General features: G+C 42.9%; 28 protein-coding genes. 17 read left to right on the top strand and 11 right to left on the bottom strand.

The window, feature by feature from the left end; all coding sequences use genetic code 11:
• Position 1 precedes the first annotated feature (1 nt).
• From argF to fabF, 5 genes are all read left to right on the top strand, one after another.
• Positions 2 to 961, top strand: coding sequence for an ornithine carbamoyltransferase (gene argF / locus AC5W14_RS02255; RefSeq protein ID WP_496059224.1), 960 nt, complete (start codon positions 2 to 4; stop codon positions 959 to 961).
• Between the two features lie 164 nt (positions 962 to 1,125).
• Positions 1,126 to 1,293 (top strand): hypothetical protein, encoded by a 168-nt coding sequence (locus tag AC5W14_RS02250; protein ID WP_496193601.1) that lies wholly within the window; start codon positions 1,126 to 1,128, stop codon positions 1,291 to 1,293.
• Positions 1,294 to 1,312: 19 nt separating this feature from the next.
• Positions 1,313 to 1,501: a ComZ family protein gene (locus AC5W14_RS02245; protein WP_120192467.1), complete on the top strand. Its 189-nt coding sequence runs from the start codon at positions 1,313 to 1,315 to the stop codon at positions 1,499 to 1,501.
• A gap of 120 nt (positions 1,502 to 1,621) precedes the next feature.
• Entirely contained in the window at positions 1,622 to 2,557 is a 936-nt protein-coding gene (locus AC5W14_RS02240) for a beta-ketoacyl-ACP synthase III (protein WP_496059226.1), read from the top strand.
• A gap of 32 nt (positions 2,558 to 2,589) precedes the next feature.
• A complete protein-coding gene (fabF, locus tag AC5W14_RS02235) occupies positions 2,590 to 3,834 on the top strand; it encodes a beta-ketoacyl-ACP synthase II (RefSeq protein ID WP_496193600.1) in 1,245 nt (414 codons plus the stop codon).
• 132 nt (positions 3,835 to 3,966) lie between these two features.
• Here the strand turns inward: fabF and AC5W14_RS02230 are convergent, their stop codons facing one another.
• The 5 genes from AC5W14_RS02230 to AC5W14_RS02210 form a co-directional block, all read right to left on the bottom strand.
• Positions 3,967 to 6,501, bottom strand: coding sequence for a CBS domain-containing protein (locus AC5W14_RS02230; RefSeq protein WP_496193599.1), 2,535 nt, complete (start codon positions 6,499 to 6,501; stop codon positions 3,967 to 3,969).
• 11 nt (positions 6,502 to 6,512) lie between these two features.
• Positions 6,513 to 6,797 carry a hypothetical protein gene (locus tag AC5W14_RS02225; RefSeq protein WP_496059229.1) on the bottom strand — a complete coding sequence of 95 codons (285 nt, stop codon included), beginning with the start codon at positions 6,795 to 6,797 and terminating at the stop codon, positions 6,513 to 6,515.
• Between the two features lie 288 nt (positions 6,798 to 7,085).
• Positions 7,086 to 8,069, bottom strand: coding sequence for a tryptophan--tRNA ligase (trpS, locus tag AC5W14_RS02220; protein WP_496193598.1), 984 nt, complete (start codon positions 8,067 to 8,069; stop codon positions 7,086 to 7,088).
• A 76-nt stretch (positions 8,070 to 8,145) separates the two neighbouring features.
• On the bottom strand, positions 8,146 to 8,334 hold the full coding sequence (locus AC5W14_RS02215; protein ID WP_496059231.1) for a hypothetical protein: 189 nt from the start codon (positions 8,332 to 8,334) through the stop codon (positions 8,146 to 8,148).
• A gap of 68 nt (positions 8,335 to 8,402) precedes the next feature.
• On the bottom strand, positions 8,403 to 9,395 hold the full coding sequence (locus tag AC5W14_RS02210) for a sodium:calcium antiporter (protein ID WP_496059232.1): 993 nt from the start codon (positions 9,393 to 9,395) through the stop codon (positions 8,403 to 8,405).
• Positions 9,396 to 9,580: 185 nt separating this feature from the next.
• Here AC5W14_RS02210 and AC5W14_RS02205 point away from each other — a divergent pair, with 185 nt between their 5' ends.
• Positions 9,581 to 9,853, top strand: a complete 273-nt coding sequence (locus tag AC5W14_RS02205; RefSeq protein WP_496059233.1) for a YciI family protein — start codon at positions 9,581 to 9,583, stop codon at positions 9,851 to 9,853.
• A gap of 110 nt (positions 9,854 to 9,963) precedes the next feature.
• On the opposite strand, the gene AC5W14_RS02200 is transcribed toward AC5W14_RS02205, so the two are convergent.
• Positions 9,964 to 10,494, bottom strand: a complete 531-nt coding sequence (locus AC5W14_RS02200; RefSeq protein ID WP_496059234.1) for an HD domain-containing protein — start codon at positions 10,492 to 10,494, stop codon at positions 9,964 to 9,966.
• Between the two features lie 337 nt (positions 10,495 to 10,831).
• Here AC5W14_RS02200 and AC5W14_RS02195 point away from each other — a divergent pair, with 337 nt between their 5' ends.
• The 7 genes from AC5W14_RS02195 (at position 10,832) to pepF (ending at position 17,834) form a co-directional block, all read left to right on the top strand.
• Positions 10,832 to 12,040 (top strand): putative glycoside hydrolase, encoded by a 1,209-nt coding sequence (locus tag AC5W14_RS02195; protein WP_496193597.1) that lies wholly within the window; start codon positions 10,832 to 10,834, stop codon positions 12,038 to 12,040.
• Between the two features lie 141 nt (positions 12,041 to 12,181).
• Positions 12,182 to 12,754: a GNAT family N-acetyltransferase gene (locus AC5W14_RS02190; protein WP_496059236.1), complete on the top strand. Its 573-nt coding sequence runs from the start codon at positions 12,182 to 12,184 to the stop codon at positions 12,752 to 12,754.
• A gap of 63 nt (positions 12,755 to 12,817) precedes the next feature.
• Positions 12,818 to 12,952: a hypothetical protein gene (locus AC5W14_RS02185; RefSeq protein WP_496059237.1), complete on the top strand. Its 135-nt coding sequence runs from the start codon at positions 12,818 to 12,820 to the stop codon at positions 12,950 to 12,952.
• Positions 12,953 to 13,231: 279 nt separating this feature from the next.
• Positions 13,232 to 13,627, top strand: a complete 396-nt coding sequence (gene spxA / locus AC5W14_RS02180) for a transcriptional regulator SpxA (protein WP_120192454.1) — start codon at positions 13,232 to 13,234, stop codon at positions 13,625 to 13,627.
• 385 nt (positions 13,628 to 14,012) lie between these two features.
• A complete protein-coding gene (gene mecA / locus AC5W14_RS02175; RefSeq protein WP_496059238.1) occupies positions 14,013 to 14,684 on the top strand; it encodes an adaptor protein MecA in 672 nt (223 codons plus the stop codon).
• Between the two features lie 92 nt (positions 14,685 to 14,776).
• Positions 14,777 to 15,946, top strand: coding sequence for a competence protein CoiA (locus tag AC5W14_RS02170; RefSeq protein WP_496193596.1), 1,170 nt, complete (start codon positions 14,777 to 14,779; stop codon positions 15,944 to 15,946).
• Between the two features lie 73 nt (positions 15,947 to 16,019).
• Entirely contained in the window at positions 16,020 to 17,834 is a 1,815-nt protein-coding gene (gene pepF, locus AC5W14_RS02165; protein WP_496193595.1) for an oligoendopeptidase F, read from the top strand.
• 16 nt (positions 17,835 to 17,850) lie between these two features.
• Here pepF and AC5W14_RS02160 read toward each other — a convergent pair whose 3' ends face one another.
• The 4 genes from AC5W14_RS02160 to AC5W14_RS02145 form a co-directional block, all read right to left on the bottom strand.
• Positions 17,851 to 18,804: a ClpXP adapter SpxH family protein gene (locus AC5W14_RS02160; protein ID WP_496059241.1), complete on the bottom strand. Its 954-nt coding sequence runs from the start codon at positions 18,802 to 18,804 to the stop codon at positions 17,851 to 17,853.
• 22 nt (positions 18,805 to 18,826) lie between these two features.
• A complete protein-coding gene (locus AC5W14_RS02155) occupies positions 18,827 to 19,210 on the bottom strand; it encodes a globin domain-containing protein (RefSeq protein ID WP_496059242.1) in 384 nt (127 codons plus the stop codon).
• Positions 19,211 to 19,559: 349 nt separating this feature from the next.
• Complete coding sequence (locus AC5W14_RS02150; protein ID WP_496193594.1) at positions 19,560 to 20,300, bottom strand: lytic transglycosylase domain-containing protein; 741 nt, start codon at positions 20,298 to 20,300, stop codon at positions 19,560 to 19,562.
• 31 nt (positions 20,301 to 20,331) lie between these two features.
• Complete coding sequence (locus tag AC5W14_RS02145) at positions 20,332 to 20,937, bottom strand: CYTH domain-containing protein (protein ID WP_496193593.1); 606 nt, start codon at positions 20,935 to 20,937, stop codon at positions 20,332 to 20,334.
• Positions 20,938 to 21,065: 128 nt separating this feature from the next.
• Here AC5W14_RS02145 and AC5W14_RS02140 point away from each other — a divergent pair, with 128 nt between their 5' ends.
• The 4 genes from AC5W14_RS02140 to AC5W14_RS02125 are packed head-to-tail and all read left to right on the top strand — an operon-like array spanning position 21,066 to position 23,836.
• Positions 21,066 to 21,452 carry a UPF0738 family protein gene (locus tag AC5W14_RS02140; protein ID WP_496059245.1) on the top strand — a complete coding sequence of 129 codons (387 nt, stop codon included), beginning with the start codon at positions 21,066 to 21,068 and terminating at the stop codon, positions 21,450 to 21,452.
• 12 nt (positions 21,453 to 21,464) lie between these two features.
• Complete coding sequence (yjbM, locus tag AC5W14_RS02135) at positions 21,465 to 22,121, top strand: GTP diphosphokinase (protein ID WP_496059655.1); 657 nt, start codon at positions 21,465 to 21,467, stop codon at positions 22,119 to 22,121.
• Position 22,122: 1 nt separating this feature from the next.
• Complete coding sequence (locus AC5W14_RS02130) at positions 22,123 to 22,917, top strand: NAD kinase (RefSeq protein ID WP_496059246.1); 795 nt, start codon at positions 22,123 to 22,125, stop codon at positions 22,915 to 22,917.
• 4 nt (positions 22,918 to 22,921) lie between these two features.
• Positions 22,922 to 23,836, top strand: a complete 915-nt coding sequence (locus AC5W14_RS02125) for an RluA family pseudouridine synthase (protein ID WP_496193592.1) — start codon at positions 22,922 to 22,924, stop codon at positions 23,834 to 23,836.
• On the opposite strand, the gene AC5W14_RS02120 is transcribed toward AC5W14_RS02125, so the two are convergent.
• The gene (locus AC5W14_RS02120) at positions 23,823 to 24,260 is read right to left on the bottom strand and encodes a hypothetical protein (RefSeq protein ID WP_496059248.1); all 438 of its coding nucleotides are present in this window, start codon (positions 24,258 to 24,260) and stop codon (positions 23,823 to 23,825) included. The two genes, AC5W14_RS02125 and AC5W14_RS02120, sit on opposite strands and share 14 nt — an antisense overlap.
• Positions 24,261 to 24,263: the final 3 nt, after the last annotated feature.

The following is a 24,263-nucleotide window of genomic DNA, read 5'->3' as shown; positions in this document are numbered from 1 at the left end:
AATGAATGCAGAGGCTGCAGCTTCAATAGCTGCCACATTAAAAAATAAAGATCTTCTTACGCTTTTTGATTATTCACCGGATGAAATAAAATATCTGCTGGCAAGAGCAGAGACATTGAAAACAGAACAAAAAGAAGGAAAGCTGTCGACTACACTGGCAGGAAGGTCCCTTGGTATGATTTTTGAAAATGCATCAACACGGACACGGGTTTCCTTTGAAGTAGGAATGACTCAGCTTGGCGGACATGCATTATTCCTGAGCCCGAGAGATCTGCAGATTGGCCGCGGTGAATCGCTGCGTGACACGGCAAAGGTGTTGTCACGTTACGTGGATGCTATTATGATCCGCACCAATTCCCACGAAAAAGTGGAAGAGCTTGCAGAATATGCGGACATTCCTATTATTAATGCACTCACTGATCTGTATCACCCATGTCAGGCCCTGGCAGACCTGCTGACGGTGAAAGAGCACAAAGGCACATGGGATGGACTAAAAGCGTGTTTCATAGGGGATGGAAATAACGTAGCCCATTCTTGGATCATTGCCTGCACGAAACTCGGTATGGATGCATCTTTAGCGGTACCTGAAGGCTATGAGCCGGATGCAGAAGTGTGGCGGAAGATCGAGGAGCTTGCTCTGGAAATGGGCACGATAGTAACCTGCACGAACGATCCGGCAGAGGCTGCTTTTAAAGCAGATGTAGTGTACACGGACGTGTGGACGAGTATGGGAAGCGAAGCGGAGCAGGATAAGCGGTTAAATGATTTTAAAGGATTTCAAATAAATGAAGAATTGATGAGTCATGCTGCCAACGACTATATCTTTTTACACTGCCTTCCGGCCCACCGTGGAGAAGAGGTATCAGCAGAAATCATCGATGGCCCTCATTCTGTTATTTATGATGAAGCTGAAAATCGTCTTCATGCACAAAAAGCAGTATTGGAAGCAGTCATCGGCTGATTCGTATAAAAAAGAGCCCATTTTTTTCAAATTGGGCTCTTTTTATTTCGTTCTGCAGCAGTTAAGAAGAGCAGTGATTGAAAATGGTGCTTTGCTTTCCGAACGGGATTCGCTAAAATGGAAGAGTACAGGATGAAGAGTCCGATACAGAAGCAGGTGAAACAATGGTTGTACGAAAGATTATTACAGGAGCAGTCCTTTTCTGTGCGGTTACTTTTGGCGCCTTTATCCTTTTTGACGTAGTATTGGGAATAAATGAAGGCCTTTCCGTTATATTGGCCATTGCCCTGGGGCTTAGTACAGAATTTCTTTACAGAAAATACACAGCGTAATTACATTAGGAGGAATAGTATGGATCAGGAATTGAATATGCGTTTTATGGAAGTAGCAATGAGACATGTACAGGAGGGCCAGTCTTTTCTGAATAATAAAGGGATTGAACTGGATATGCACGATTTACAGCCGGCTCTCGAAATGCTTATGCAGGTAATGAGCGAAGCATATGAAATGGGCTACGAGGACGCCAAAGAAAATAAATAAGCGGAACCTTCCTTAATAAATAGACAGAACATAAAAAATGGATTAAAATTAGAACCAGGTACTATAATTAAGTATAACCTGCAGGAATTCCGACGAATGCCTGCCGAGGAGAGATAATATATGAGAAATGCAGGAATTTTAGGAATTGGAAGCTATACGGAAGGCCGGGAAGTAACAAATTTTGACTTCGAAAAAACGCTGGATACAAGTGATGAGTGGATTCGAACGCGAACAGGCATTGAAAGCAGAATTTTTGCTCCAGATGATGTAGACACGTCCGATATGGCTTATCATTCAGCGAAAGAAGCAATGGATGATGCCGGCCTGACCGGAGAAGATATTGACCTGATTCTTGTAGCTACCGTGACACCGGACTATCCATTTCCTTCTGTTTCAGCGTTGATCCAGACAAGACTGGGAGCGGTAAACGCAGCAGCAATGGATATTAGTGCTGCCTGTGCCGGGTTTATTTACGGAATGTCTGTAGCCGAGCAGTATATTAAGACAGAAACCTACAAACATATTCTCGTAGTCGGAGTAGAAAAGCTGACTAAAATTACGGATATGACAGACCGCAATACGGCTGTACTTTTTGGAGACGGTGCAGGAGCTGTAGTGATGGGACCTGTATCTGATGATAAAGGAGTACTGGCTATTGAACTTGGAGCAGATGGAGCCGGGGCGATGCATATCCGCCAGGATCCCCAGATGATTATGAACGGCCGGGAAGTATTTAAATTCGCGGTACGCCAAATGGGAGAATCTTCTCTGAGCGTTCTGAAAAAAGCAGGCCTCACAAAAGATGATGTTGATTTTCTCGTTCCTCATCAGGCCAACATCCGGATCATGGAAGCTGCAAGGGAGCGGCTGGACCTGCCGAAAGAAAAGATGGCGGTAACGGTAAACAAATACGGCAATACATCGTCCTCTTCTATACCGATAGCGATGGTCGAAGAATTGAAGAATGGAAAAATTAAAGACGGTGATTTAGTGGTCCTCGTCGGTTTTGGATCAGGACTGGTCTGGGGCGCGGCTGCTATACGCTGGGGAAAATAATTGGACGATAAAAGTGTAAAGGGGAGATGAACATGAGCGGCGAACACCGGGTAGTAGTAACGGGTTTAGGAACGGTCAATCCATTAGGAAATGATGTAGAGACAGCGTGGAATAACGTTGTTAATGGAGTTTCCGGTATTGGAGAGCTGACACGTGTAAATAAAGACGAATTTCCAATGAAAACAGCTGCAGAAGTGCAGAATTTTGATATGGAAGCGTACGTTGAAAAAAAAGAAAGCCGAAAAATGGACCGTTTCACTCAGTTTGCAGTAGCTTCTGCAAAAATGGCTCTGGAAGATGCGAATTATGAAATTACAGAAGAAAATGCTCCTCGTATCGGCGTCTGGATTGGTTCAGGCATCGGCGGTATGGAAACGTATGAGCAGCAGTTTCTAAACTTCCAGAAAAAAGGCTATAAGCGGGTCAGTCCTTTCTTTGTGCCGATGATGATTCCGGATATGGCAGCCGGACAGGTTTCTATTTTTACCGGTGCCAAAGGGCTGAATTCCTGTACGGTGACGGCCTGTGCCTCTGGAACAAACTCCATCGGTGATGCGTTTAAAGTAATCCAGCGCGGAGACGCGGACGCAATGATTACAGGCGGAGCGGAAGCGCCTATTACGAACATGGCAGTAGCTGGATTCTGCTCTGCAAAAGCAATTTCCACTAATGAAGATCCGGCCCGTGCATCCCGTCCATTCGACAAAAACCGGAATGGTTTTGTAATGGGTGAAGGTGCAGGAGTTTTAATACTGGAATCCCTCGAGTCGGCGCAAAAGCGCAATGCGCCTATTTACGGAGAAATTGTCGGCTACGCAGGTACAGGAGATGCGTATCATCTAACCGCTCCTGCTCCAGAAGGAGAAGGCGCGGTCCGGGCAATGACGCAGGCAATTGAAGATGCCGGCCTTACGCCGAAAGATATTACCTACGTGAACGCTCACGGAACGAGCACTGCTTATAATGATAAGTTTGAAACACAGGCTCTTAAAACCGTATTCAGCGATCATGCCTATGATCTGCTCGTAAGCTCTACCAAATCAATGACGGGGCATCTGCTTGGAGCGGCAGGAGGAATTGAAGCAATTTTCTCCTTAAAAGCGATGCAGACAAATACTGCCCCGCCAACTATTAATTATGAAGAACCTGATCCGGATTGCGATCTTAACTATGTTCCAAACCAGGCTCAGGAAACAGAAATAAATGCGGTACTCAGCAATTCGCTCGGTTTTGGCGGCCACAATGCCACTATCGTGTTTAAGAAGTTTACAGAATAACGCAGAAGAGAAGGAAAGCCACATGAGGCTTTCCTTCTTTTCATGTTGTTAAAAAAGACGGAATATATGTATTTTAATAAAAAAACTTGTACAGGGCTTGATTTCCACGGGAATCCCGCCCTGTTTCTTTTTTTATATATGAAGCCGGCCGGTAACAAATTGAAGGGCATCTTCTTTTGTATTCATTTCTCCATTGAGAGCAGCTTTTTCCACTTCAAATAAATAATAGCGGAAATCCCGTGAAGGCTTCAGGCCGGCTTCGATCAAATCAGACCCGCGCAGCAGCGGGAGACGCTGCTGCCGATTTGTGAGATATGCAAGCAGGGCATCACTGAGGAAGCGGTCAGCAAGGGCATATTTGAAATAAGCAATGACTGCCTTAAGGTCTTCGCTTCGATAGGAATACAACGCATCATGAATCGTGCCGGGCCGCTGCATATAAAAAGATCTTGGCAGCCCTGATAGATAAATAAAAGACTCTAAAAACCGTTTCTGTTCTTTGGATACAGCCAAAAAACGAGCTTTCGCGAGCAGGTCCGGTTTCTCCATATAGAGGCAGAGCAGGTAGTGAAACCAGGATTCCTGATAATATGGCACTGCCCAATGTTCAAGCATTTCTTCTGCGGCGGTTCCCCAATACGCATAGGGAAGAAAGTCGTCCAGAACATCTAACGCAAAAAGCCTCTCCAGGCTGAAGTAAGGATCTGTTTCTTTAAAAAGAAGCTTCATTTCATTAATCGTTCTGCTGTTGGAAAGTGTTTTAATAGAGCTTCCTGCTTCTTTCGCAAGACGTTCAGCGCGGGCATCCATTTGAAAAGAAAGCCGGTATTCAAAGCGGAGGCCGCGGAGAATACGGGTAGGGTCTTCAACATAGCTGAGATTATGAAGCACCCGCAGGGTTTTTTCTTTGATGTCCTCCCAGCCATTAAAGAAATCAAGAAGGTCTCCGAATGTTTCGGGACAGATAGAGGCCGCCATTGCATTAATAGTAAAATCCCTGCGGTATAAATCTTCTTTAATATTAGAATGGCGGACAGTGGGAAGAGAGGCCGGTCGTTCGTAATACTCGGTTCTGGCGCTCGAAAAATCAACTTTAATCTGCTCGGGAAGAGTAACTGTTGCTGTACCGAAAGATTCGTGCACATGGACGATTCCATTTTTTGCTTCAGCATATGCGGCGGCAAACGATGGGGCGTCTCCTTCAATAATAATATCCATATCTTCACTCGGACGCTCCATAATTAAGTCACGGATCATTCCGCCGGTTATATAAGCACGAAGACCTTCCTTTTCTGCTTTTGAACCGATTTCCTCCAAAAGGGAAGCAATTGCCGGCTGTAAGTACTGTTTAATGTATGTTGCAATATTTTTCTTTTTTTGTACAGCGTAGGCAGTATCCTGCTGCATCCAATCAATCATGTCGGTTCTTGAAATAATGCCCGTAATTTTGCCGGCATCGCCAAATACCGGTACCCGGCCGATGTTATGCTGAATCATCAGTTTCTGAATGTATTCAATGGAGTCCGTTTCTGCAGCGTAGTAAGGGTTGGAGCTCATGTATCCTTTAACGGGAGCATGGGCGAGCTTGTGCTGCATTGCTTTATCGAGATCCCTTCTGGAAATGATGCCTTCCAGCTCCTCTTTATCATTAACGACGGGGAACCCGTTATGGCCGAATCGAAGCATTAAGTTGTAGGCGTCCTCCACACTCGTATCCGGCGTAACGGTTTTAACAGGCCGTGTCATGATCGAACGGGCAGAAGCGCTGGGTTCCATACATTCTGGTATAACGCTGCACAGCTGTTCATATATGGATTCAGGTTCTCCGTGCAGGGAAAGCCCGGCGGCACCGAGGTGGCCGCTGCCGCCGAATGGTTTGACGAGCGAAAGAATGGAAAAGCGCCGGGTGCGGGAACGTCCGACGATAAACGATTTGTTTTTTGTATGCACAAGCGTGATTACGGCATCCGTATTGATCATTTCCAGAAGTTTTTCCGTAACGGTATTAAGCTGTCCTTCCAGCTGGCGCACAGAAATCCGGCAGATCGTAATACGAACGCCGTTGTGTTCCATTGTTTCCTGTTGGGACAGCAGCTGGTGAAAGAGCTTCTGTTGTTTTTTATTTAATGTTTCTTCATTAAATTGGCGGATAATCTCCAGGTTCATGCCGTAATCCATTAAATAAAGCGCAGCCTGCAAGTCTTTTTTGGACGTATGGGAAAACATAAAGGAGCCGGTGTCCGCATAAATGCCAAGGCCGAACAAAGTAGCTTCTTCACTTGTAATGTCAAGCTGCTTTTCTTTGATACGGTTAACGAGAATAGAAGTCGCTGATCCCGTCGCCTCCATAACATATTCATGATTTTTCTGTTTCTTTTTCGGAGGAGGATGATGATCATAAATGATAACAGACGCCTGCTCTGAGAGCATTGATGTTTCCTCGGCACCCTGTGTGTCAGTTAAAATACAAGTGGTAACGTTGCGCCAGTCGACATCGGATCGTTTAATAAAAGAAAAATGATCCCGGTATATAGCCAGGTAATGACGAACATTTTCCTGAATATCATCATGAAGAATAACGAGAGCATCCGGGTGAAGTTTTTTGGCGGCAACGGAAGAAGCAAGAGCATCAAAGTCGCTTTTATTATGGGTTAAAATTACTTCCATCAGATCCACTCCTACCTTCTTGTGCCTTTAATATCCATTAATGATTTATGAAGCTCAAGCAGGCCCAGGGAGAGAATGGACTCTGCTGAGTTTTTCTCCGGCTGCATGCCGACCTTATCGAAGTATGACATAATGTCTTCTATCTGGTCTTTCTGCTCCTTGTATAAGCGCAGATGAGTCAGCAGCGTTTCATTGCCGAGCTCTCGGGAAAGCTGATTAATTTCTGTGACCAGATTGTCGTATTCGGATAATTTCCGGTAATAATATTCCTGTTTTCGTTCCCGGCTGGTTTCCATGACCTCACCTATATGATATGACATACATATAGTATAGGATGAATAGCGGCAAATGAAAACTAATCACAAAGAATGCGTTTACAACTATAAGATGCTCGATTATACTGAAATTAGGTACATATAGGAAAGGGGCTTAATAATGGAAGGTTTTGCTTATTTAGTCATGCAGATTTTTACAGCCATCTATTTTTTTGGAACGTTTGCCGCCTTTTTATTTGTGGGCAAAGTATGGAAGAAACGAAACGGATATTAAAAAGGACAAACCTGGAAGTCCCAGGCTTGTCCTTTTTATTTGCGGCCGAGGCCCATAGCCCGTTCCGCTTTGGTCAGCATTTTGATGGCACGGGCATTTGCCCGTTCAGCCCCGTTATCTAAAATGCTATCCAGTTCCGATGAAGTCATTAAATCGTGATAACGTCCCTGGATAGGCTCAAGAACGGAAACAACGGCTTCTCCGACAGCTTCTTTAAATGCTCCGTAGCCTGCGTGTCTGTATTCGGAGACAATATCATTGACCGTGCGGCCTGAGCACTCAGAGAAAATAGTTAGTAAATTTGATACGCCGGGTTTATTTACCTGATCGTAATATACTTCATTTTCCGAGTCGGTTACGGCGCTTTTGCATTTTTTTCGAATCGCAGCAGGCTCATCGAGCATAGAGATGAAGCTTTTCTGATTGGAATCGGATTTGCTCATCTTATTATCCGGCTGCTGAAGAGACATAATGCGGGCTCCGTTTTTTTCAATTTGTACTTCGGGTATAGTAAAAATATTGTTGTACTTGTTATTAAAGCGTTCCGCTAAATTCCTCGTCAGTTCGAGGTGCTGCTTTTGATCTTCACCAACGGGAACAATATCTGTTCCATATAATAAAATATCAGCAGCCATTAAAGGCGGATAGGTCAATAAAGCCGAAGAAACGCCATCTTTTCCGGTAGATTTATCTTTAAATTGTGTCATACGCTCGAGTTCCCCAATGTAAGATATGGCCTGCATCATCCAGGCAAGCTGGGAGTGGGCGGGTACCTCGGACTGAATGAAAAGAACAGACTTTTCCGGATCAATGCCGGAGGCCAGATAAAGAGCAGCGAGACTTTTAATATTATGACGAAGTTCTTTTTTCTTTTGAGGTACCGTGATAGCATGCTGATCAACGATGCAGAAATAACAGTCATTTTCCTCCTGCAGCGGCGGAAAATGACGCAGTGCGCCTAGATAATTGCCGAGTGTTAACGTTCCGCTCGGCTGAATGCCTGAAAAAACGGTTGCCATGATTGATTCATCCCTTCTGCGTGCTTAACTGCTTCCTTTCATATCATATCGAAACTACTTGGCGGAGTAAACGAAATCAGTCGTTTCTTCTATTTTTTTTACTGGAGTGCTTTTTAGCTGTATAAAAACACCATAAAAGAAAAGCGGCAGCAAGTAAAAATGGAAGAATATCATCTGCCAGAGTAGAAACACCGCTGTAGGATAAAAGGATACATATTACAATTAGTCCGGCTGAAATCATGAGAAGCAGCTGCATTTTAAACATGATCGATTCTCCTTTTTAAACACAGAAGAGCAGCGGCTTTCCAGCCTCTGCTCTTCACGTTGTCTGTATTAATTGGCTATAAAAATAAGATAAGAGGATACAAAATAAATAACGACGATAGCGATGGATGGAAGTGCATAGTAACGAATGACTTTTTTTCTGGCCCGCATAATCGAGTATACAAGAATGCAGGATAAAAGTGCAATGGCCGTAGAAGTAATTAGGTTTGTCCGGCTGGACGCGGCAATAACCGGTCCTTGAAAATAGAAAATATCACTTACCGTTAACAAAATCATATTAAATAAGTTACTCCCTAAAATGGATCCTAGTGCCAGGTTGTAATTACGGAGTTTAAGAGCGATGAAAACAGAGACACCTTCCGGCAGGGAAGTAGATGCGGCTATTAAGAAGCTTCCGACGAAACTGGCACCGATGCCGGTTCTTGTAGCAATGCCGTCACCGCTGAAGGTGAGAGCAGAGCCTGCAATTAACGTAATAACCGCAGCAATGAGAAATCCCGTCTGGGCTTTTTTCAATGTAACGCTTTTCTTGGGAAGCGGAGCTTTTGCTTCTAAAGAAGGAGCAGCTACTTCATTGGAGCCGGTAAATTTATTAATGATGATCATTCCAATAACATACGTCAGCAATATAATAATGGAATCAATCCCGATGCCCAGTATGGATATATCTGTCCGGATAATTAATGCAAAGAAAACCAGGGCAGTTAAAAATACTCCAAGCAGAGCGGTGTATATGTTGGATTTGGCCATACTGGCAAAAATTTTGTCTTTACGATAAACAAGGTCAAAAAACCCGATGATTAAAATATTAAATAAATTACTTCCGAGTACGTTACCGACCGCTATATCCGGGCTGTCGATTAATACAGCGGTAACGCTGGCTGTGACTTCGGGAAGAGAAGTGGCACCTGCAAGTAGAATAGTGCCGACCATCATTCCTCCCCATTTGGATTTTTCGCTGATGACATCAGCATATGTTGATAATTGAACAGCTGCAAATATAGTGACCAGAGCAGCGACGAGAAATAAGATGTAAATCATGTGTTCTCTCCTTCTAATGATGGAATGTAGTATAAATTCAAATTTGATCTTCTTTAGTTTACATTAGGATTGAGAAAAGTAAACAGAAACCGCACCAGCCAGAATAAATGAAAGTACATCCATTATTTTTTTTCAGCAGTTAAGAAGGTATAATAAAAGAGCACAATAAAAAGGAGAGTGACAGAATGTCAATATTTGCCGTATTTTTGCCTATGAAAGATGAACAAAAAAGCGCACAGTACCGTCCTCAGCATCTGGAGTTCCTCGAACAGCTTCATGAAAGCGGACATGTGCCGGCTTATGGGAAATTCGCCGATGGCAGCGGAGGTCTTGTGATGTATAAAGTAAACAGCTATGAAGAGGCAGAGAATCTTGTAAAAGAAGATCCGTTTGTAAAAGAAGGGGCAAGAACATACGAAATACGCGAATGGGTGATGACATCCAGCGAATGGAAATAAAAAAGCTAATGCAAAAAAAGCCCGCCTCGGAACAGGCGGGCTTTTTGTATGCTGTCTATGTAGAACAATTCCGGATAAAAACTGAGCTGCTTTCCGGAATGCCTGGAGTTTTAGTGCGTGTTCTGAAGAGGTGTGGCGGACTGTTCAATACGAAAGTCCAGGTCACCTATTTTCTTAGCTGCCAGTTCGTCAGTAATCTGGCGGTAGTGATGGTTTCCGTTAGGCTCCTCGTCTCTTTCATCGGCGAGAGCTACTACTTCCTGCAGACTGTTACGGTAAACGGTCTGCTCGGGCAGATACGAATCTGTGTGAAGAAGTACGGCTAATGCTATTTCTTTAGCTGTTCTTGGATCTTCTCCGAGGCGTACCAAAAGCTTATGTGCTCTTTCCGCCCCTTTGATGGCATGAATATCATTTGCTTTATAAGAATCAAAATCCCATTCTCCGTCACGATACCATTCGTAATGGCCCATATCATGCAGGAAAGCGGCTTTTACAGCCAGGTCCGGATCAACCTGGTATTGCTTTGCCAGTTCAAATGCATGATAAGAAGTAGAAATAGCATGAGCAAGTCCGGACCGCTTCACGTATTTCTGAGTAATCGGGTGTTGATAAATCTGCATCAGCGTCACTTTTCTCATGTTTTTTCCTCCTTTTATCTTTACTGGCATCATCTATACCTTTTATATAAAATAAATGTTTTTTTACAGGTAGTGCCAGATATAAAAAATAGTCCCCACCTAGGAGTTCTCCCTAAATGAAGATATTTTAATTAATATACCATAAATAAGGATTGAAAAGCAAGAATAAATGCATATTAGTTAAACAAGATTTAAACTTTTACCTATCATGTAATTTTTGGACAAAAACTAGTCATAAAGAAAGGAAAACAAGAAAATAATTACAGTTAATACTTGGTAATTACACAAATTATATGTATAATTTCACCTAGAAAGATACATACAACTGGGGGCACTTATGAAAAGAACAGTATTGAAAGCAGGCGCAGTCCTCGTATTGGGAGGACTGGCAGCACTCCAGTCCGCACAGCCGGTTCAGGCCGAGGAACAGGGAGCCGCACACGTGTACAAAGAATTGGGTAATATGGAGGTGCAGTGGGAAGGGTCTTCCAGATTTTTTCATGACTCCGGGTATAATTTTGAATATCCGGATGCTGTTCGGGGTGTTTACGTTACGGCAAACTCTATTGTAGGAGAAAAATCAACAGGTTTATTCGACTTAATGGAAACGACGGATTTGAACTCTATGGTTATTGACATAAAAGATGACTTTGGAAACCTTACGTTTATGCCGCCGGAAGATTCGGATCTGCCGGAAATAGGGGTAAATACCATCGCAGATCCAGAAGCAATGATGCAGCAGCTTGAAGAGCACGAAGTGTACCCGATAGCAAGAATTGTTGTGTTTAAAGACACGGAGCTTGCCGAAGAGAGGCCGGATCTATCATTTACTGAAAACGGAGAAGTCTGGAAAAACTCCCGCGGTGAAGCATTTGTTAATCCTTATGAAAAAGAAGTGTGGGACTATAATATAAGAATAGCAGAAGAAGCAGCAAAACTTGGATTTAAAGAAATACAATTCGACTATGTACGTTTTCCGGAAGGATTTGAAACACGCGATGAAAGTCTCGAGTATTCCAGAGGAGACTTTGGATCAGAAGGAACGAATACAGAACAGCGCGTTAATGCGGTTAACAGCTTTGTAGGATACGCCAGGGAAGAGCTTCAGGGAAAATATGATGTAGACGTTTCTGTAGATATTTTTGGAAATTCAGCAGTAGTTGGAACAGAGCCCGGTATCGGCCAGAGTTTTACAGGTATTTCGGAACAGGTTGACGTTATTTCTTCCATGATTTATCCAAGTCACTGGGGACCGGGTTCATTTGATATTGATAAACCGGATCTGCACCCGTATGAGCTGACAAAAGAGTATGCTGTATTGGAAAATGAAGTGCTGGGAGGTTTAGAGGAAGCTCCGGTAACACGTCCATGGATACAGGACTTCACGGCAAGCTATCTCGGAGCCGGCAATTATATAAGCTATGGAGATCATGAAGTGGAAGAACAGATACGAGCACTTAATGAAGAAGGAATTGATGAATACCTGCTCTGGGACGCCGGCAACAATTATTCTGCAGACGCAGACTATACACCGATAAGCGATTAGTAGCGAAACCGCCTTTTATAAGGCGGTTTTTTTTGAACACTTATTAATCTGCTGGTACATGGATCATTTTTGACCGGTTACATATTGAGGCATAAACACGTATAATAGAAATAACATAAAGGGAACCAGAGGGGGAGAAGTATGAACTGGTATGATAAATTAAGCCAATATTTTCCTATTGAAGAAATGAAGTCAAAAGAACATATGGAACTGCTGTTGAAAGAAAAAAGTGATATTTATCATAAAGATGAGGGCAAAGATTATGTTATTATGTACGTAGAGACAGAAGATTTTGTGTTTATCGATTACCTATTTGTATCAAAGAATTCACGAGGGCAGGGCCTCGGTAAAAAGCTGCTTGATTTGTTAAAAGAAAAACAAAAGCCTATTATTCTGGAAGTGGAACCTCTTGATTACGAAGACACCGATACGGAAAAAAGACTGAACTTTTATAAGAGGGCCGGTTTTGAACATGCGGAGTCTATCGGTTACACAAGAAGATCATTATCTACAAAAGAATTGAATACATTGGAAATCCTTTATTGGTCTCCGGAAAATGACAGCGAAGAATTAATATACGAAAAAATGAAGCACACGTATGAGCATATTCATACGTATAAGGATGAACAGTTATACGGAGAGTCCTATCAGACTGTTGATGAAGTTCTATCTTTTTCAAAAAACGACAGCCCTGTAAAAAAAGAAAAAGCCTAAACCATTTAATCCTTATGAATGATCAAGTATAAATTCAATTACCTCTTAGAGGAGGTGGGAGAAATGAAAGGCAAAACGAAAGAAAAGCGCAGGCGCAAGAGAGAAGTGCTAAAAGAACTTCTCCGTAAAAATTTAAAAGACTGGAAGACAGCACCAGCTCCAAAAAGTGGATCGGCTTCTGCGAAGCTGTCTGCTTAAGGCGCAGCATAAAAATAGAGGCCATAAATAGTGGTCTCTATTTTTATTATTTAAAATAAATATAAAAAAAGAACCATATATAGGTTTTGTACATGTAATAAAAAGGTATTGTAAAGTATTGTCCAAAACCATCCTTCTATAATAGAGAACATATATTCACATTTAGCCTTTTCAAATTAGAATAATTATTGTATAATTATACTTGTAAACAGAATGATTTTATTAATGGCTCCATCATATAAAAAACCTTGTTAAGCAAGGAAGGAGAGGTTCATTCGAATGGTAACCTTACTCACATCGCCAAGCTGCACATCATGCAGAAAAGCAAAATCATGGCTTGAAGAAAATGACATCCCTTTTGAAGAAAGAAATATCTTTGCTTCTCCATTAAGCATCGATGAAGTAAAACAGATCGTGCGCCTGACAGAGGACGGCACAGATGAAATCGTATCTAAACGCTCTAAAGTATTCCAAGAGCTTGATGTAGAGCTGGAGAGCCTTCCACTGCAGAAACTCTTTGCTTTAATAAGCGAGCATCCGGGATTATTGAGACGCCCGATTATTTTTGACGAGAAGCGCCTGCAGGTAGGCTACAATGAAGCAGAAATCCGCCGATTCCTTCCAAGAAAAGTTAGAACGTTTAATTTAATGGAAGCACAAAAAATGGTAAACTAATGTAGAAAAACTTTCGCTTTTAATGTGAAAGTTTTTCTTTATCTTTTTTATCCATTATTTCTCAATTACTTTTATTGATTATCAGTTTAAATATATACTGAGAAAATTTGTTCAAAATAATGAAAAAACTTATAAATAGATCATGCCTTTTTCTTGACTTATAGAGCGTAATCGTTGAAAATATACACTTAATAGGACTACTATATAAAAATACATGTGACGCTCCGCTCCCCCCTTAGTAAAAGGGTGCTTGCATTGGGATGAGCACATATAATACAAGCCGTATCTGCATCGAATTGTTACCTGCAGAAAAGGATGCTTGAGTTTTCATATAACTAGAGAGAAGACAAAACGAGCACCACCTTATATAAGGAGGGAGAAAATCGTGGAAATCGAAAGAATTAATGAATCCACTGTAAAGTTTTTTATTACCTACAAAGATATTGAAGACCGGGGATTTGACCGGGATGAAGTATGGTACAACCGTGAACGCGGAGAAGAATTATTTTTTGAAATGATCAATGAAGCTCATGACCAGGAAAATTTTGAAATTGAAGGTCCACTTTGGATTCAGGTTCAGGCATTGGATCAGGGAATGGAAATTGTTGTCACGCGCGGCCAGATTACAGACGGCAACGTGAAACTGGAAATTCCCGTCTCACAGAATAAATCTGATGACATCCCGGTAGACGATAATATTGTTGATATGCTGGATGATCAGTTCAAATCCACGCAGAAAAGCCGTCATACCAATAGCGGTCAGGATTCCGAAGAGCTTGAGATTGTTATTGCCTTCGCCGATCTTGAAGATCTTATTTCACTAAGCCACGCTTTTGATGCTAAGGGTGTCCAAAATGAAATATATTTCTTCGAAAATAGGTATTATCTATACCTTATGTTCGATAATCAATATTCAGAAGAACACCAGGATGATATGGTCAGTCACGTACTTGAATACGGCCAGGAATCTGATGTTTCTATTTTCCGTATTAAAGAATACGGAAAGACCATTGTGGGAGAAGAAGGACTCAGCGTAATCAAGTCCAATTTTTCGTAACACAACGAGTACAGATAGCTATACCGCTTCTTAAACACTGTGTAAACGGTGATTTGAGGAGCTTTTTTTTGTGAAAAAAAGGAGGAGAGGCGTTGTTCATTGCAATAAATGAGGAGGGAAAACGGATTTCATTGTTTCAACCGCACTCAGCAGAAACCTTAAAAGGTTGTTTTCGGTGTGAAGTGTGTAACGAACGGGTGATTTTAAGAAAAGGCACTAGAAAAAGATGGCATTTTTCGCATCGTTCCCAGGCAGCATGTACGACTTCTGGAAAAGTCGAATCAGATCTTCATATAACAGGGAAAAACTTGCTGCAGCAGTGGGCCGCCCAATATCATGATGTGGAAATAGAAAAGTTTATTCCCGGCATCAACAGAAGAGCAGATGTATTGGTAAAAGCGGATGAAAAAATTTACGCGCTGGAATTTCAATGTGCTGTTATATCAGAACGGGCACTAATAAGCCGCACAAAGGATTATCGATCCTGTGGAATTGAACCGGTATGGATATTCTGTTCGAAGAATATGCGGGTGAAGCCAAATGGGAAACGTTTGATTCATTCTTTCGAATGGATGGCGCTGCGGGAATCAGCGGATAGACGCTCACGATTTTTAGTGTATTTGGATCCACATGCAGAAACGTACAGTCTGGTCAGGGCCTCCTCCTATCTATTGGACGATCAACTGCCTGCGCTTCATTCCATCCGGGAGTGTTCGTTTAGGGATATTATCGAGGGAAATATGATTCCGGCACAAAAGACGTTCAGCGTGGAAAAATGGCTGCAGCTTAAAAAGGATTGGCGCTTTAAACCGCAGACCTGGATGGGAAAGGCAGATGCGACTGCATTAAAAGAACATATGCTGAAAAAGCAATCGGACGCAGCTTTTTTTCCTTCCGAAGCAGGGTGGCCTGTTTTCGGGCATGAATATTTTATTACACCTATTTACATATGGCAGACCTGGATCCTGTTGGAGGTCTTTCCTTCTTTTGGTCACCGAAAGCACGGCTTCACGATCGAAGAGGTTGTACACTGTATAGAACAGAAAATAACAGCTGACATTTTCCGCATCCGCTCTTTTCCTCAAATAGACCAGCCGCTTAAAACGGTCCTCCTTAATTACTTGTTCCTTCTTTGCCGGTTTGGCTGTCTGTCCTATGGGCATTCTTCAAGGTCGTTTTTCATAAAATTTCTTCCTTCTCCAGAGTCTTCTCTTATGGAGGGATACAATAAAGATAAGCGTTACAGCATTTGCCTGCAGTAAACAAGAGTCAACATTGGCAATCAGAAAGCAGGTTCGGTAAAATAAATAGTGGAAACTAAATGGAGGTGTCAACATGGCAGAGCAATCAACTGCACCTCTTCCGAAGCGGGAAGAGGTCAAAAAAGAATGGACATGGGATCTTGAAAATATTTTTTCTTCTGATGAAGAATGGGAAAAAGAATTCACGTGGATAAAAAATAATATGAATACTCTCGAGGAATACAGAGGCAGACTGCATACGAGTGCAGACACACTTTACAAATGCCTGGAAACGCAAAGCAGTATTACGGAACGGTTTGGGCGCCTTTTTTCATACGCCCATATGAAATACGACCAGGACACCGGTAATTCCCATTACCAGGGGTTGGAAGACCGGGCATCGGGACTGGCTGCCCGACTGGGGCAGGCAATGGCTTTTGTAACCCCCGAGATTCTTGCTCTCCCGGAGCAGATCCTTGAATCGTTTATTGAAGAACACGAAGGGTTATCTTTGTATAAACAGGCGTTAGAGGAAATAAACAATAAGCGGCCTCATATTCTCACCGAAGCAGAAGAGTCTATTATGGCGCAGGCTTCAGAAGTGACGAGCAGCCCGGGAAATATATTCGGCATGCTCAATAACGCAGATATAGAATTTCCTGTTATACGGGATGAAAGTGGAGAAGACATTCAGGTCACGCACGGCCGTATAATACGCTTTCTGGAAAGCTCTGATAGAAGAGTCAGAAAGGATGCGTTTGAGGCGGTATACAGCACGTATAAGAAGTACCGGAATACGCTGGCAAGTACACTTAACGGCCAGGTGAAGAAAAACTTATTTCAGGCAAACGTCCGAAACTATGAATCAGCCCGGCAGGCAGCATTAAGTAAAAATAACATTCCGGAAATAGTGTACGATCAGCTTGTTGATACAGTAAACAAAAACCTTCACCTGCTCCACCGTTATGTGAAGCTTCGTAAAAAAGTACTTGGGTATGAAGAAATTCATAACTATGACCTGTACACTCCGCTCGTAGACGATACGAACATGAAAATACCTTATGAGCGGGCAAAAGAACTCGTGCTTGACGGCGTTTCTCCTTTAGGGAAAGAATACCGGGAGACTGTTGCCAGCGGTTTTAATGAACGCTGGATTGACGTTTATGAGAACAAGGGAAAACGAAGTGGAGCTTATTCTTCCGGAGCTTATGGAACAAAACCTTTCATTTTAATGAACTGGCAGGATAATGTAAATGATACCTTTACGCTGGCTCATGAACTGGGTCACTCCATGCACAGCTATTTCAGCAGAAAGCATCAGCCCTATCTGTACAGTGACTATACTATTTTTGTAGCAGAAGTAGCGTCTACTGTAAATGAGGCTTTATTAAATGAACACATGATTAATACAGCAAAAGATAAAAAAGAAAAGCTTTACCTTCTGAATCATTTTCTTGAAGGATTCCGTGGTACTGTTTTCCGTCAAACAATGTTTGCTGAATTTGAACAGCTCATTCATGAAAAAGCGGCCTCCGGGGAAGCCCTCACACCGGATTCTCTGGAAAGCCTGTACTTTGATTTGAACCGTAAATACTTCGGGGAAGACATTGCCCTGGATGAAGATATACGATTGGAATGGGCAAGAATCCCGCATTTTTATATGAATTTTTACGTCTATCAATATGCTACCGGCTATAGTGCAGCTGCGGCTCTTACGAGAGGTATTCTGCAGGAAGGGCAGCCGGCAGTGGACCGCTACCTGGAATTTCTTAAATCAGGAAGTTCGGATTACCCTATTAACGTACTGAAAAAAGCGGGTGTTGATATGACTTCGCCGAAACCGGTGGAAGATGCGATGCTTTTGTTTGAAGATACGTTGGAACAAATGGAAAAACTGCTGGAAGAATAATAAAAAAGCCTTCTCCTTATTTAATAGGAGAAGGCTTTTTTGAACTGGCTGGAATGGTGCTTACATACTTCCAGAATGAGCCGTGTTTAACAGGCACATGTTCTATTTTACGTTGCAGAACAAGCTTTTTTAATTGGGCTTCTGTTTCTTTTTCCGTCCAGTCGAACACAACGGCTACTTCTTTTGTAGCAACAAATTCATATTTCTGCAAAAACTTTTCCAACGACAGGTGATTGGATGGGACGGGGAGTTCGCCGAGCATTTCCGTCAGGATATCTACATACACCTGGTATGGATAAAGCCCGGAAATTTTCAAGCCGCCGTCTTCAACCCTGTCATTAAAGAAAACGAAAGTAGGGGCGTAATCTATTTCCATTTCTTTTGTTGTTTTCACATCGCACTGCAACGCTCTTGCGGCACATGGGGAAGCCATATCCCGTTTGAATTCTTCTATATCAAGGCCAACGTCTTCGGCGCACTGTAACAGGACGTTCTCATCGGTAATATTCTGCTTGGATAGAAACAGTAATTCCCGGATACGTCTGAAAAAAGACGTAGCAAGCTGCTTGCCCTGCATTTCTGAAGCTTTAATAGCCAGGGAAGGCATATAAGGGGAGTCAAGGACATTTTCCAGCCAAATATCCCCATCGCAGGACATACCGGTTTTGCTTGCTGTTTTGTCATAGTAGTCAGCCAGATACTTTTGGACTTTTGGCTGTTTGTGTTCTCTTTTATTCCAGCTTTCCAGCTGGGCCGCTACGAAAAAGCGAATGGAGAAATACTGTCCGTACTCCAGAAAAAGTTTTTTCAGCGTTGGTTCAAACGCCCAGCATTCCGGGCACAGTGGATCAATAAAAATATAGAGTTCAATTTTCTTTTTTTCGCGTTTATATAATAACGTATCATCCTCGGAAGAGATTCCGCAGATTCCAAGGGTATTATCACATGAGAGGCTTTCATCGTATGTCATGGGAGTTCTGACTCCTTCCTTGCTATTCTTCCGGTGTGTTAACCATGTGTTTTGCTGTATAAGAGAGTCGGGTAAAAATGTGCTCCCGCACAGGATCTTCCACCTCTGCTTCGTCCATCGCCCTGTCCATACAGGCAAGCCAGGCTTCCGCGCGGGCAGGGGTTATTTCAAAAGGCATATGGCGTGCTCTAAGCATAGGATGCCCATGTTCTTCTGTATATAAAGCAGGTCCTCCCAAAAATTGGGTTAAAAATTGCTTTTGCTTTCTGGCTGTTTCTCCTAAATGATCAGGAAAGATAGGCTGAAGCATAGGATCTTCTGATACATTACGGTAAAATATATCTACCAGTTCACTCAGTTTATCTTCTCCGCCAAGTGCTTCAAACGGTGTTAAACTTTCAGGCATATCTATCCCTCTTTTTTATATGAATGCATTAGTAAGTGTTCCCCATGCTTATTGAGAAATTCGTTCTGCAGAGCAAGCGCTGAAGGCATATTCTGCATCATTCCCTTGCTTAAGATAACGGGTGCTGTCCAATTATGCAAGCATTACGAATTCATATGTTTATTCCATACATATTCTTAAGTGAATTTTGATTTTTCAGAGAAAATAACCTAAAGACAACTTACATAAATTCATTTATTCTTCCAATTACTCTCATTCTAACAATAGGAAAGGTAAAACAGCAAACAATATGAACATTATGTGACAAAAAAAATCGGACATAAAAAAACCGCCATGTGTAAATGGCGGATTACGTAAGAGAACGGAATGTATTTAATACTTTAGGAACATATGCCTGGGTTTCCTTAAAAGGCGGAATGCCGTTATGTTTATCGACGTTACCCGGGCCGGCATTATAAGCGGCCAGTGCCAGTTCTTTGTTTCCGTTGTATTTATTGAGCATATCTTTAATATATTTTGTGCCTCCCTCAATGTTTTGAGCAGGATCGAGAGAGTTTTGAACGTTTAAATATTTAGCTGTTCCAGGCATAAGCTGCATAAGCCCTGCCGCTCCGGCGTGGCTCTTGGCGCTGGGATTGAAATTGGACTCCTGTTTAATAATAGAATAAATCAGCTTGGGGTCTACTCCATGCTTGGCAGCTGAAGCTTCAATGAGCGACTTGTACTGGTTGTCAGATGGAATGGCACCGGAACCTGCCGCCGCGCTCGTGCTGGTCTCGTTTACGGAAGCAGGTACAGAAGCAGGTGTTTCAGCGGCCGCTTCTGATGGCGGACGGGTCAGCGCAGCGGCCCCATTTTGAAAAAAGCTCATTGCGTCCTGAACGGATAAGAACAAAGAGAGAGGGGAGCCTTCCCCGCCCATAAGCTGCTGGGACTGGCCGGTATCTGGATTACTTCCGCCCGACATAGCCTGGTCTATCATGGATGGAAAAGCGGAAAGCATGGAAGAGAATGCTCCGGCTCCGCTTTTAGCTGTATCTGTTGTATTGTAGGAAGAACTGGGAATAAAAAAAGACTGGTCAATATTCATACTATATATCACCTCATAAGTAAATTAGTGTTCAAGATAACGGAGGTTCCGATTGAGCGTATTTCCGATTAAAAAAACGGGCTATTTTATTGGGAGCCGACCTTACCGGGATATCAAATGTAGTTAAGAGCCTGGTCATTAACTGCTCAACTTCTTCTTCGGAATAGGATTCAATCTCCACTTCAAAATCTTCTGTATCTAAGTATTGGCTGCAATCGAGAAATACTTCGCCGTCATGCCAGCGTATGGAAGCGCGCTTCGTGTGGAGCGTACCCAGCTTTTGAAGGTCATGTAAAGAGAGCTGTAAAGAAGTCTGCAGCTGCTCTGCCACTCCGCCTTCGGGAAATAAAGTGCGGTGAAGTATATCTTCTTTTTCTTTATCGGTCAGGTTTTGATTTGTTTCAAGTAAACCGGGAATATTTTTATTTTTTTGTTTAAGAGTGAGTTCAGCGCTGCTGCCTTTTTCTCTTATCCTAAGGGCAGCCCCGGCCTGCTTCAGGGAAAAATCCGGGGTATCAAAATATGTATTGGCCTGGTTGAAAAAATCTTTTTCTTTTAACTGAAAATATACACATAATGCTTCAAATTCCTTTTTATTAAGCATATTCTTTTTTTCGATTTCATATTCCTGTGCCATATTTATACGTCCTTTCTGCAAGACAACTGTATTAAAATTATGATACCATATCGAAGGAAAACCATCTTTGCCGCGTAAGAGAACAAATATGGTAAAATATGAAAAGATACATTAAAAGAGGTGCTTATATGGAACATATGCTTACGGTAACAGAAGCAGCATGGAAAGATAATAAATTAAAGCTGTATCCAATAGAAGAATGGCCTATTATGGAATGGAAAAAACTAAAAGACGGCATGAGAATGCTGGCAGACTCCAACGCTTTAACTTTCGTTTACGTTCTGGACACAGAAGAGGCATTCATCCAGCTCAGGCTTCCTAAACAAATCTGGCCTGAGCTTGCAGAAGCTGTCAGGCGGGAAGCGGAGGTCACTGTTGAAGGCCCGACATCGATTACGCTTGATTCCTTTCAGCAGGAAATGGATTACCTTCTTGATAATATTCCCGGCAACAGCAATTACGGAAGCGAAATGGTGAATGCGGTAGAAGACAATTTTCTCCCTCAAAATGACTAATGGCGGTGAATGATAGTGAGCAACTGGGATACATTTCTTTCTCCTTATAAACAGGCGGTAGAAGAGCTTAAAGTAAAACTTAAAGGTCTCCGCGAGCAGTATAAGCTTTCGTCCAAGCATACGCCTATTGAATTTGTGACCGGACGTGTGAAGCCGGTTACGAGTATTCTGGAAAAAGCAAAACTTAAAAATATTGCTTTGGACGAATTAGGTGAACAAATGCAGGATATTGCCGGAGTGCGCATTGTCTGCCAATTTGTAGGAGATATTGACACCATTGTTGAACTAATAAGCAGCCGTTCTGATTTTAATGTAGTAGAAGCAAGGGACTACATTAAAACAAAAAAGGAGAGCGGCTATCGTTCGTATCACATGGTTATTGAGTATCCGGTTCACACCATTGACGGAGAAGTAAGCGTGCTTGTAGAAGTTCAAATACGGACGATGGCTATGAACTTTTGGGCCACGATTGAGCATTCATTAAATTACAAATACAGCGGAGAAATTCCTGAAAATATTAAACAGCGGCTGCAAAGTGCTTCAGAGGCTGCTTTCCGGCTTGATGAAGAGATGTCTATGATTCGTGGGGAAGTAAGAGACGCCCAGCAGATTATCCTCCGGAATAAAGAAGGCTACCGTAGAGATCAGGAAAGAAGGGAAGGGGGATAATATGAGATATACGATAACAAGCAGAGGAGACGACACGTCAAACTCCTTAAAGAAAAAAGTGGACCGGTATTTGAGAGAATTCGGGCTTACAGAGGACAGCGAGAAACCGGAAATCGTTATCACGATTGGCGGAGACGGCACGTTTCTTCATGCTTTTCATCAATACAGCGATCTATTGAGTGAAACCTGTTTTGTCGGGATACATACGGGACATCTTGGGTTTTATGCAGACTGGAAACCGGAAGAAGTAGAAAAGCTGGTCATTCATATTGCCAAAACCCCATTTCAGGTCGTGGAGTACCCGCTGCTTGAAGTGGTAGTGCGCCACTATGACCGTCCGCAGTCCGATCGCTACCTTGTGTTAAACGAATGTACGATCAAAACACTGGAGGGCTCTCTTGTCTGTGATGTGGAGATAAAAGGGGAACCTTTTGAAACGTTCCGTGGAGACGGTTTATGTATATCGACGCCCTCAGGGAGCACCGCGTATAATAAAGCGCTTGGGGGTGCTATCCTGCACCCATCTCTTGCTTCCATGCAGATTGCCGAAATGGCTTCCATCAACAACCGTGTCTATCGTACGGTCGGCTCGCCGCTCATTCTGCCCCAGCATCATACCTGTCTGCTTAAGCCGTTAAATGAAGTAGATATGCAGATTACGCTTGATCATAAATCCATCGTTGATCAATGTATCAAATCAATTCAATGCCGGGTTGCGGAAGAAAAAGTCCGTTTTGCCCGTTTCAGACCGCTTCCCTTTTGGAAACGGGTCAAAGAATCGTTTATTGGAGAGTAAAGAAATGAATTCCTTCCGCTTTATACGCTGGACCGCATCGTCTTCCAAGACCGTTCACGATTTTTTGCTGCACGAAAAGAAAATATCAGCCGGATTTAAACGGAAAATAAAAAGAGAGGGCCTCGTTATTGTTAACGGCAGGCCCTCTCCTCTTCGTAAAAAAGTAAATAGGGGAGATCGTATTGTACTGTGTGTGCCCGTCAAAGCACCGGAAGTGTTTGTACCTTCCTTTTATCCATTTGACGTCATCTACGAAGATGAGCATCTTCTCGTTATCAACAAGCCGGCTCCTCTTCTCACCATGCCGGGACGAAAAGGCGGAGAACCAAACCTGGCACAGGCAGTGTTGTATTATTTGCAGCAGAAAAACCAACCGCTGTCTTTTCATGCGGTCTCAAGGCTCGATCGGGAAACAAGCGGGGTTATTATTATAGCGCTGCATGCTTATGCCCACGAAAGGCTCTCTCACTATTTTGACATGAACCCCGGCAGTAAAACGTACCAGGCGCTCGTGCAGGGAAACACAGGCTGCGCAGAAGGGAATATGACCGGCCGTATCCGCGTGAGAACGGACAGCATTGTTACGAGAGAAATACATGAAGATGGAAAAGCTGCCAGAACAACGAGAACCACCATTGAAGCCGCAGAAAATGCCTCGTTTGTAGAACTGGTACTGTACAGCGGAAGAACGCATCAAATCCGTGTGCACATGCAGGCAGCGGGACATCCACTTTTAGGGGATACTTTATATGGAGAGCCTTCTGCCTGGATAAACAGGCAGGCGCTGCATGCAAGCCGGATTACGTTTGAGCATCCAGTAACGAATAAACCAATGTCACTATACGCCGGCCTGCCGGGTGACTTCCGACAGGCGCTGGAACTGGCGGGCATCAATGCTCCCGTCCTTAGCGATAGCTGACGTCCACATCGGTCATAGGTAAAGTCTGCAGGGAATCATGGTTATCATCATATACATTCACTTGAATGTTGTTTTGCAGTGCTTCTTCAGATGCGCTGCCGTTGTAATCAAACTGCTCGTGTAAAAACCGGCCGTAATCCGGGTTAATCGTGAACTGTTCGGGAACCCCTCTTTGGTCGGTATTATAGTATAGCGTTGATGCTTCGAGCTGAGAGGCCAGTTCGTCATCAAGTATTTCGAATTCAGCATACATGGTTTCGGTATCCCAAGGTCTGTCATTTTCTATTAATGCCTGAATAATAAGAGATGACGTGTTGGGGTCAATGACAATAGAGCTGCTTTCAGTATCTATAGAAAGACTGGTCGGCTCACAGGCAGCCAAAAGAAAGCAACAGCTTATTAATAACAAAATTTTTTTCAGCACTGG

It is taken from the genome of Sinobaca sp. TMA16-18, assembly GCF_059510535.1.
The sequence above is the reverse complement of the archived record's forward strand: the minus strand, read 5'-3'. Positions and strand labels throughout refer to the sequence as shown.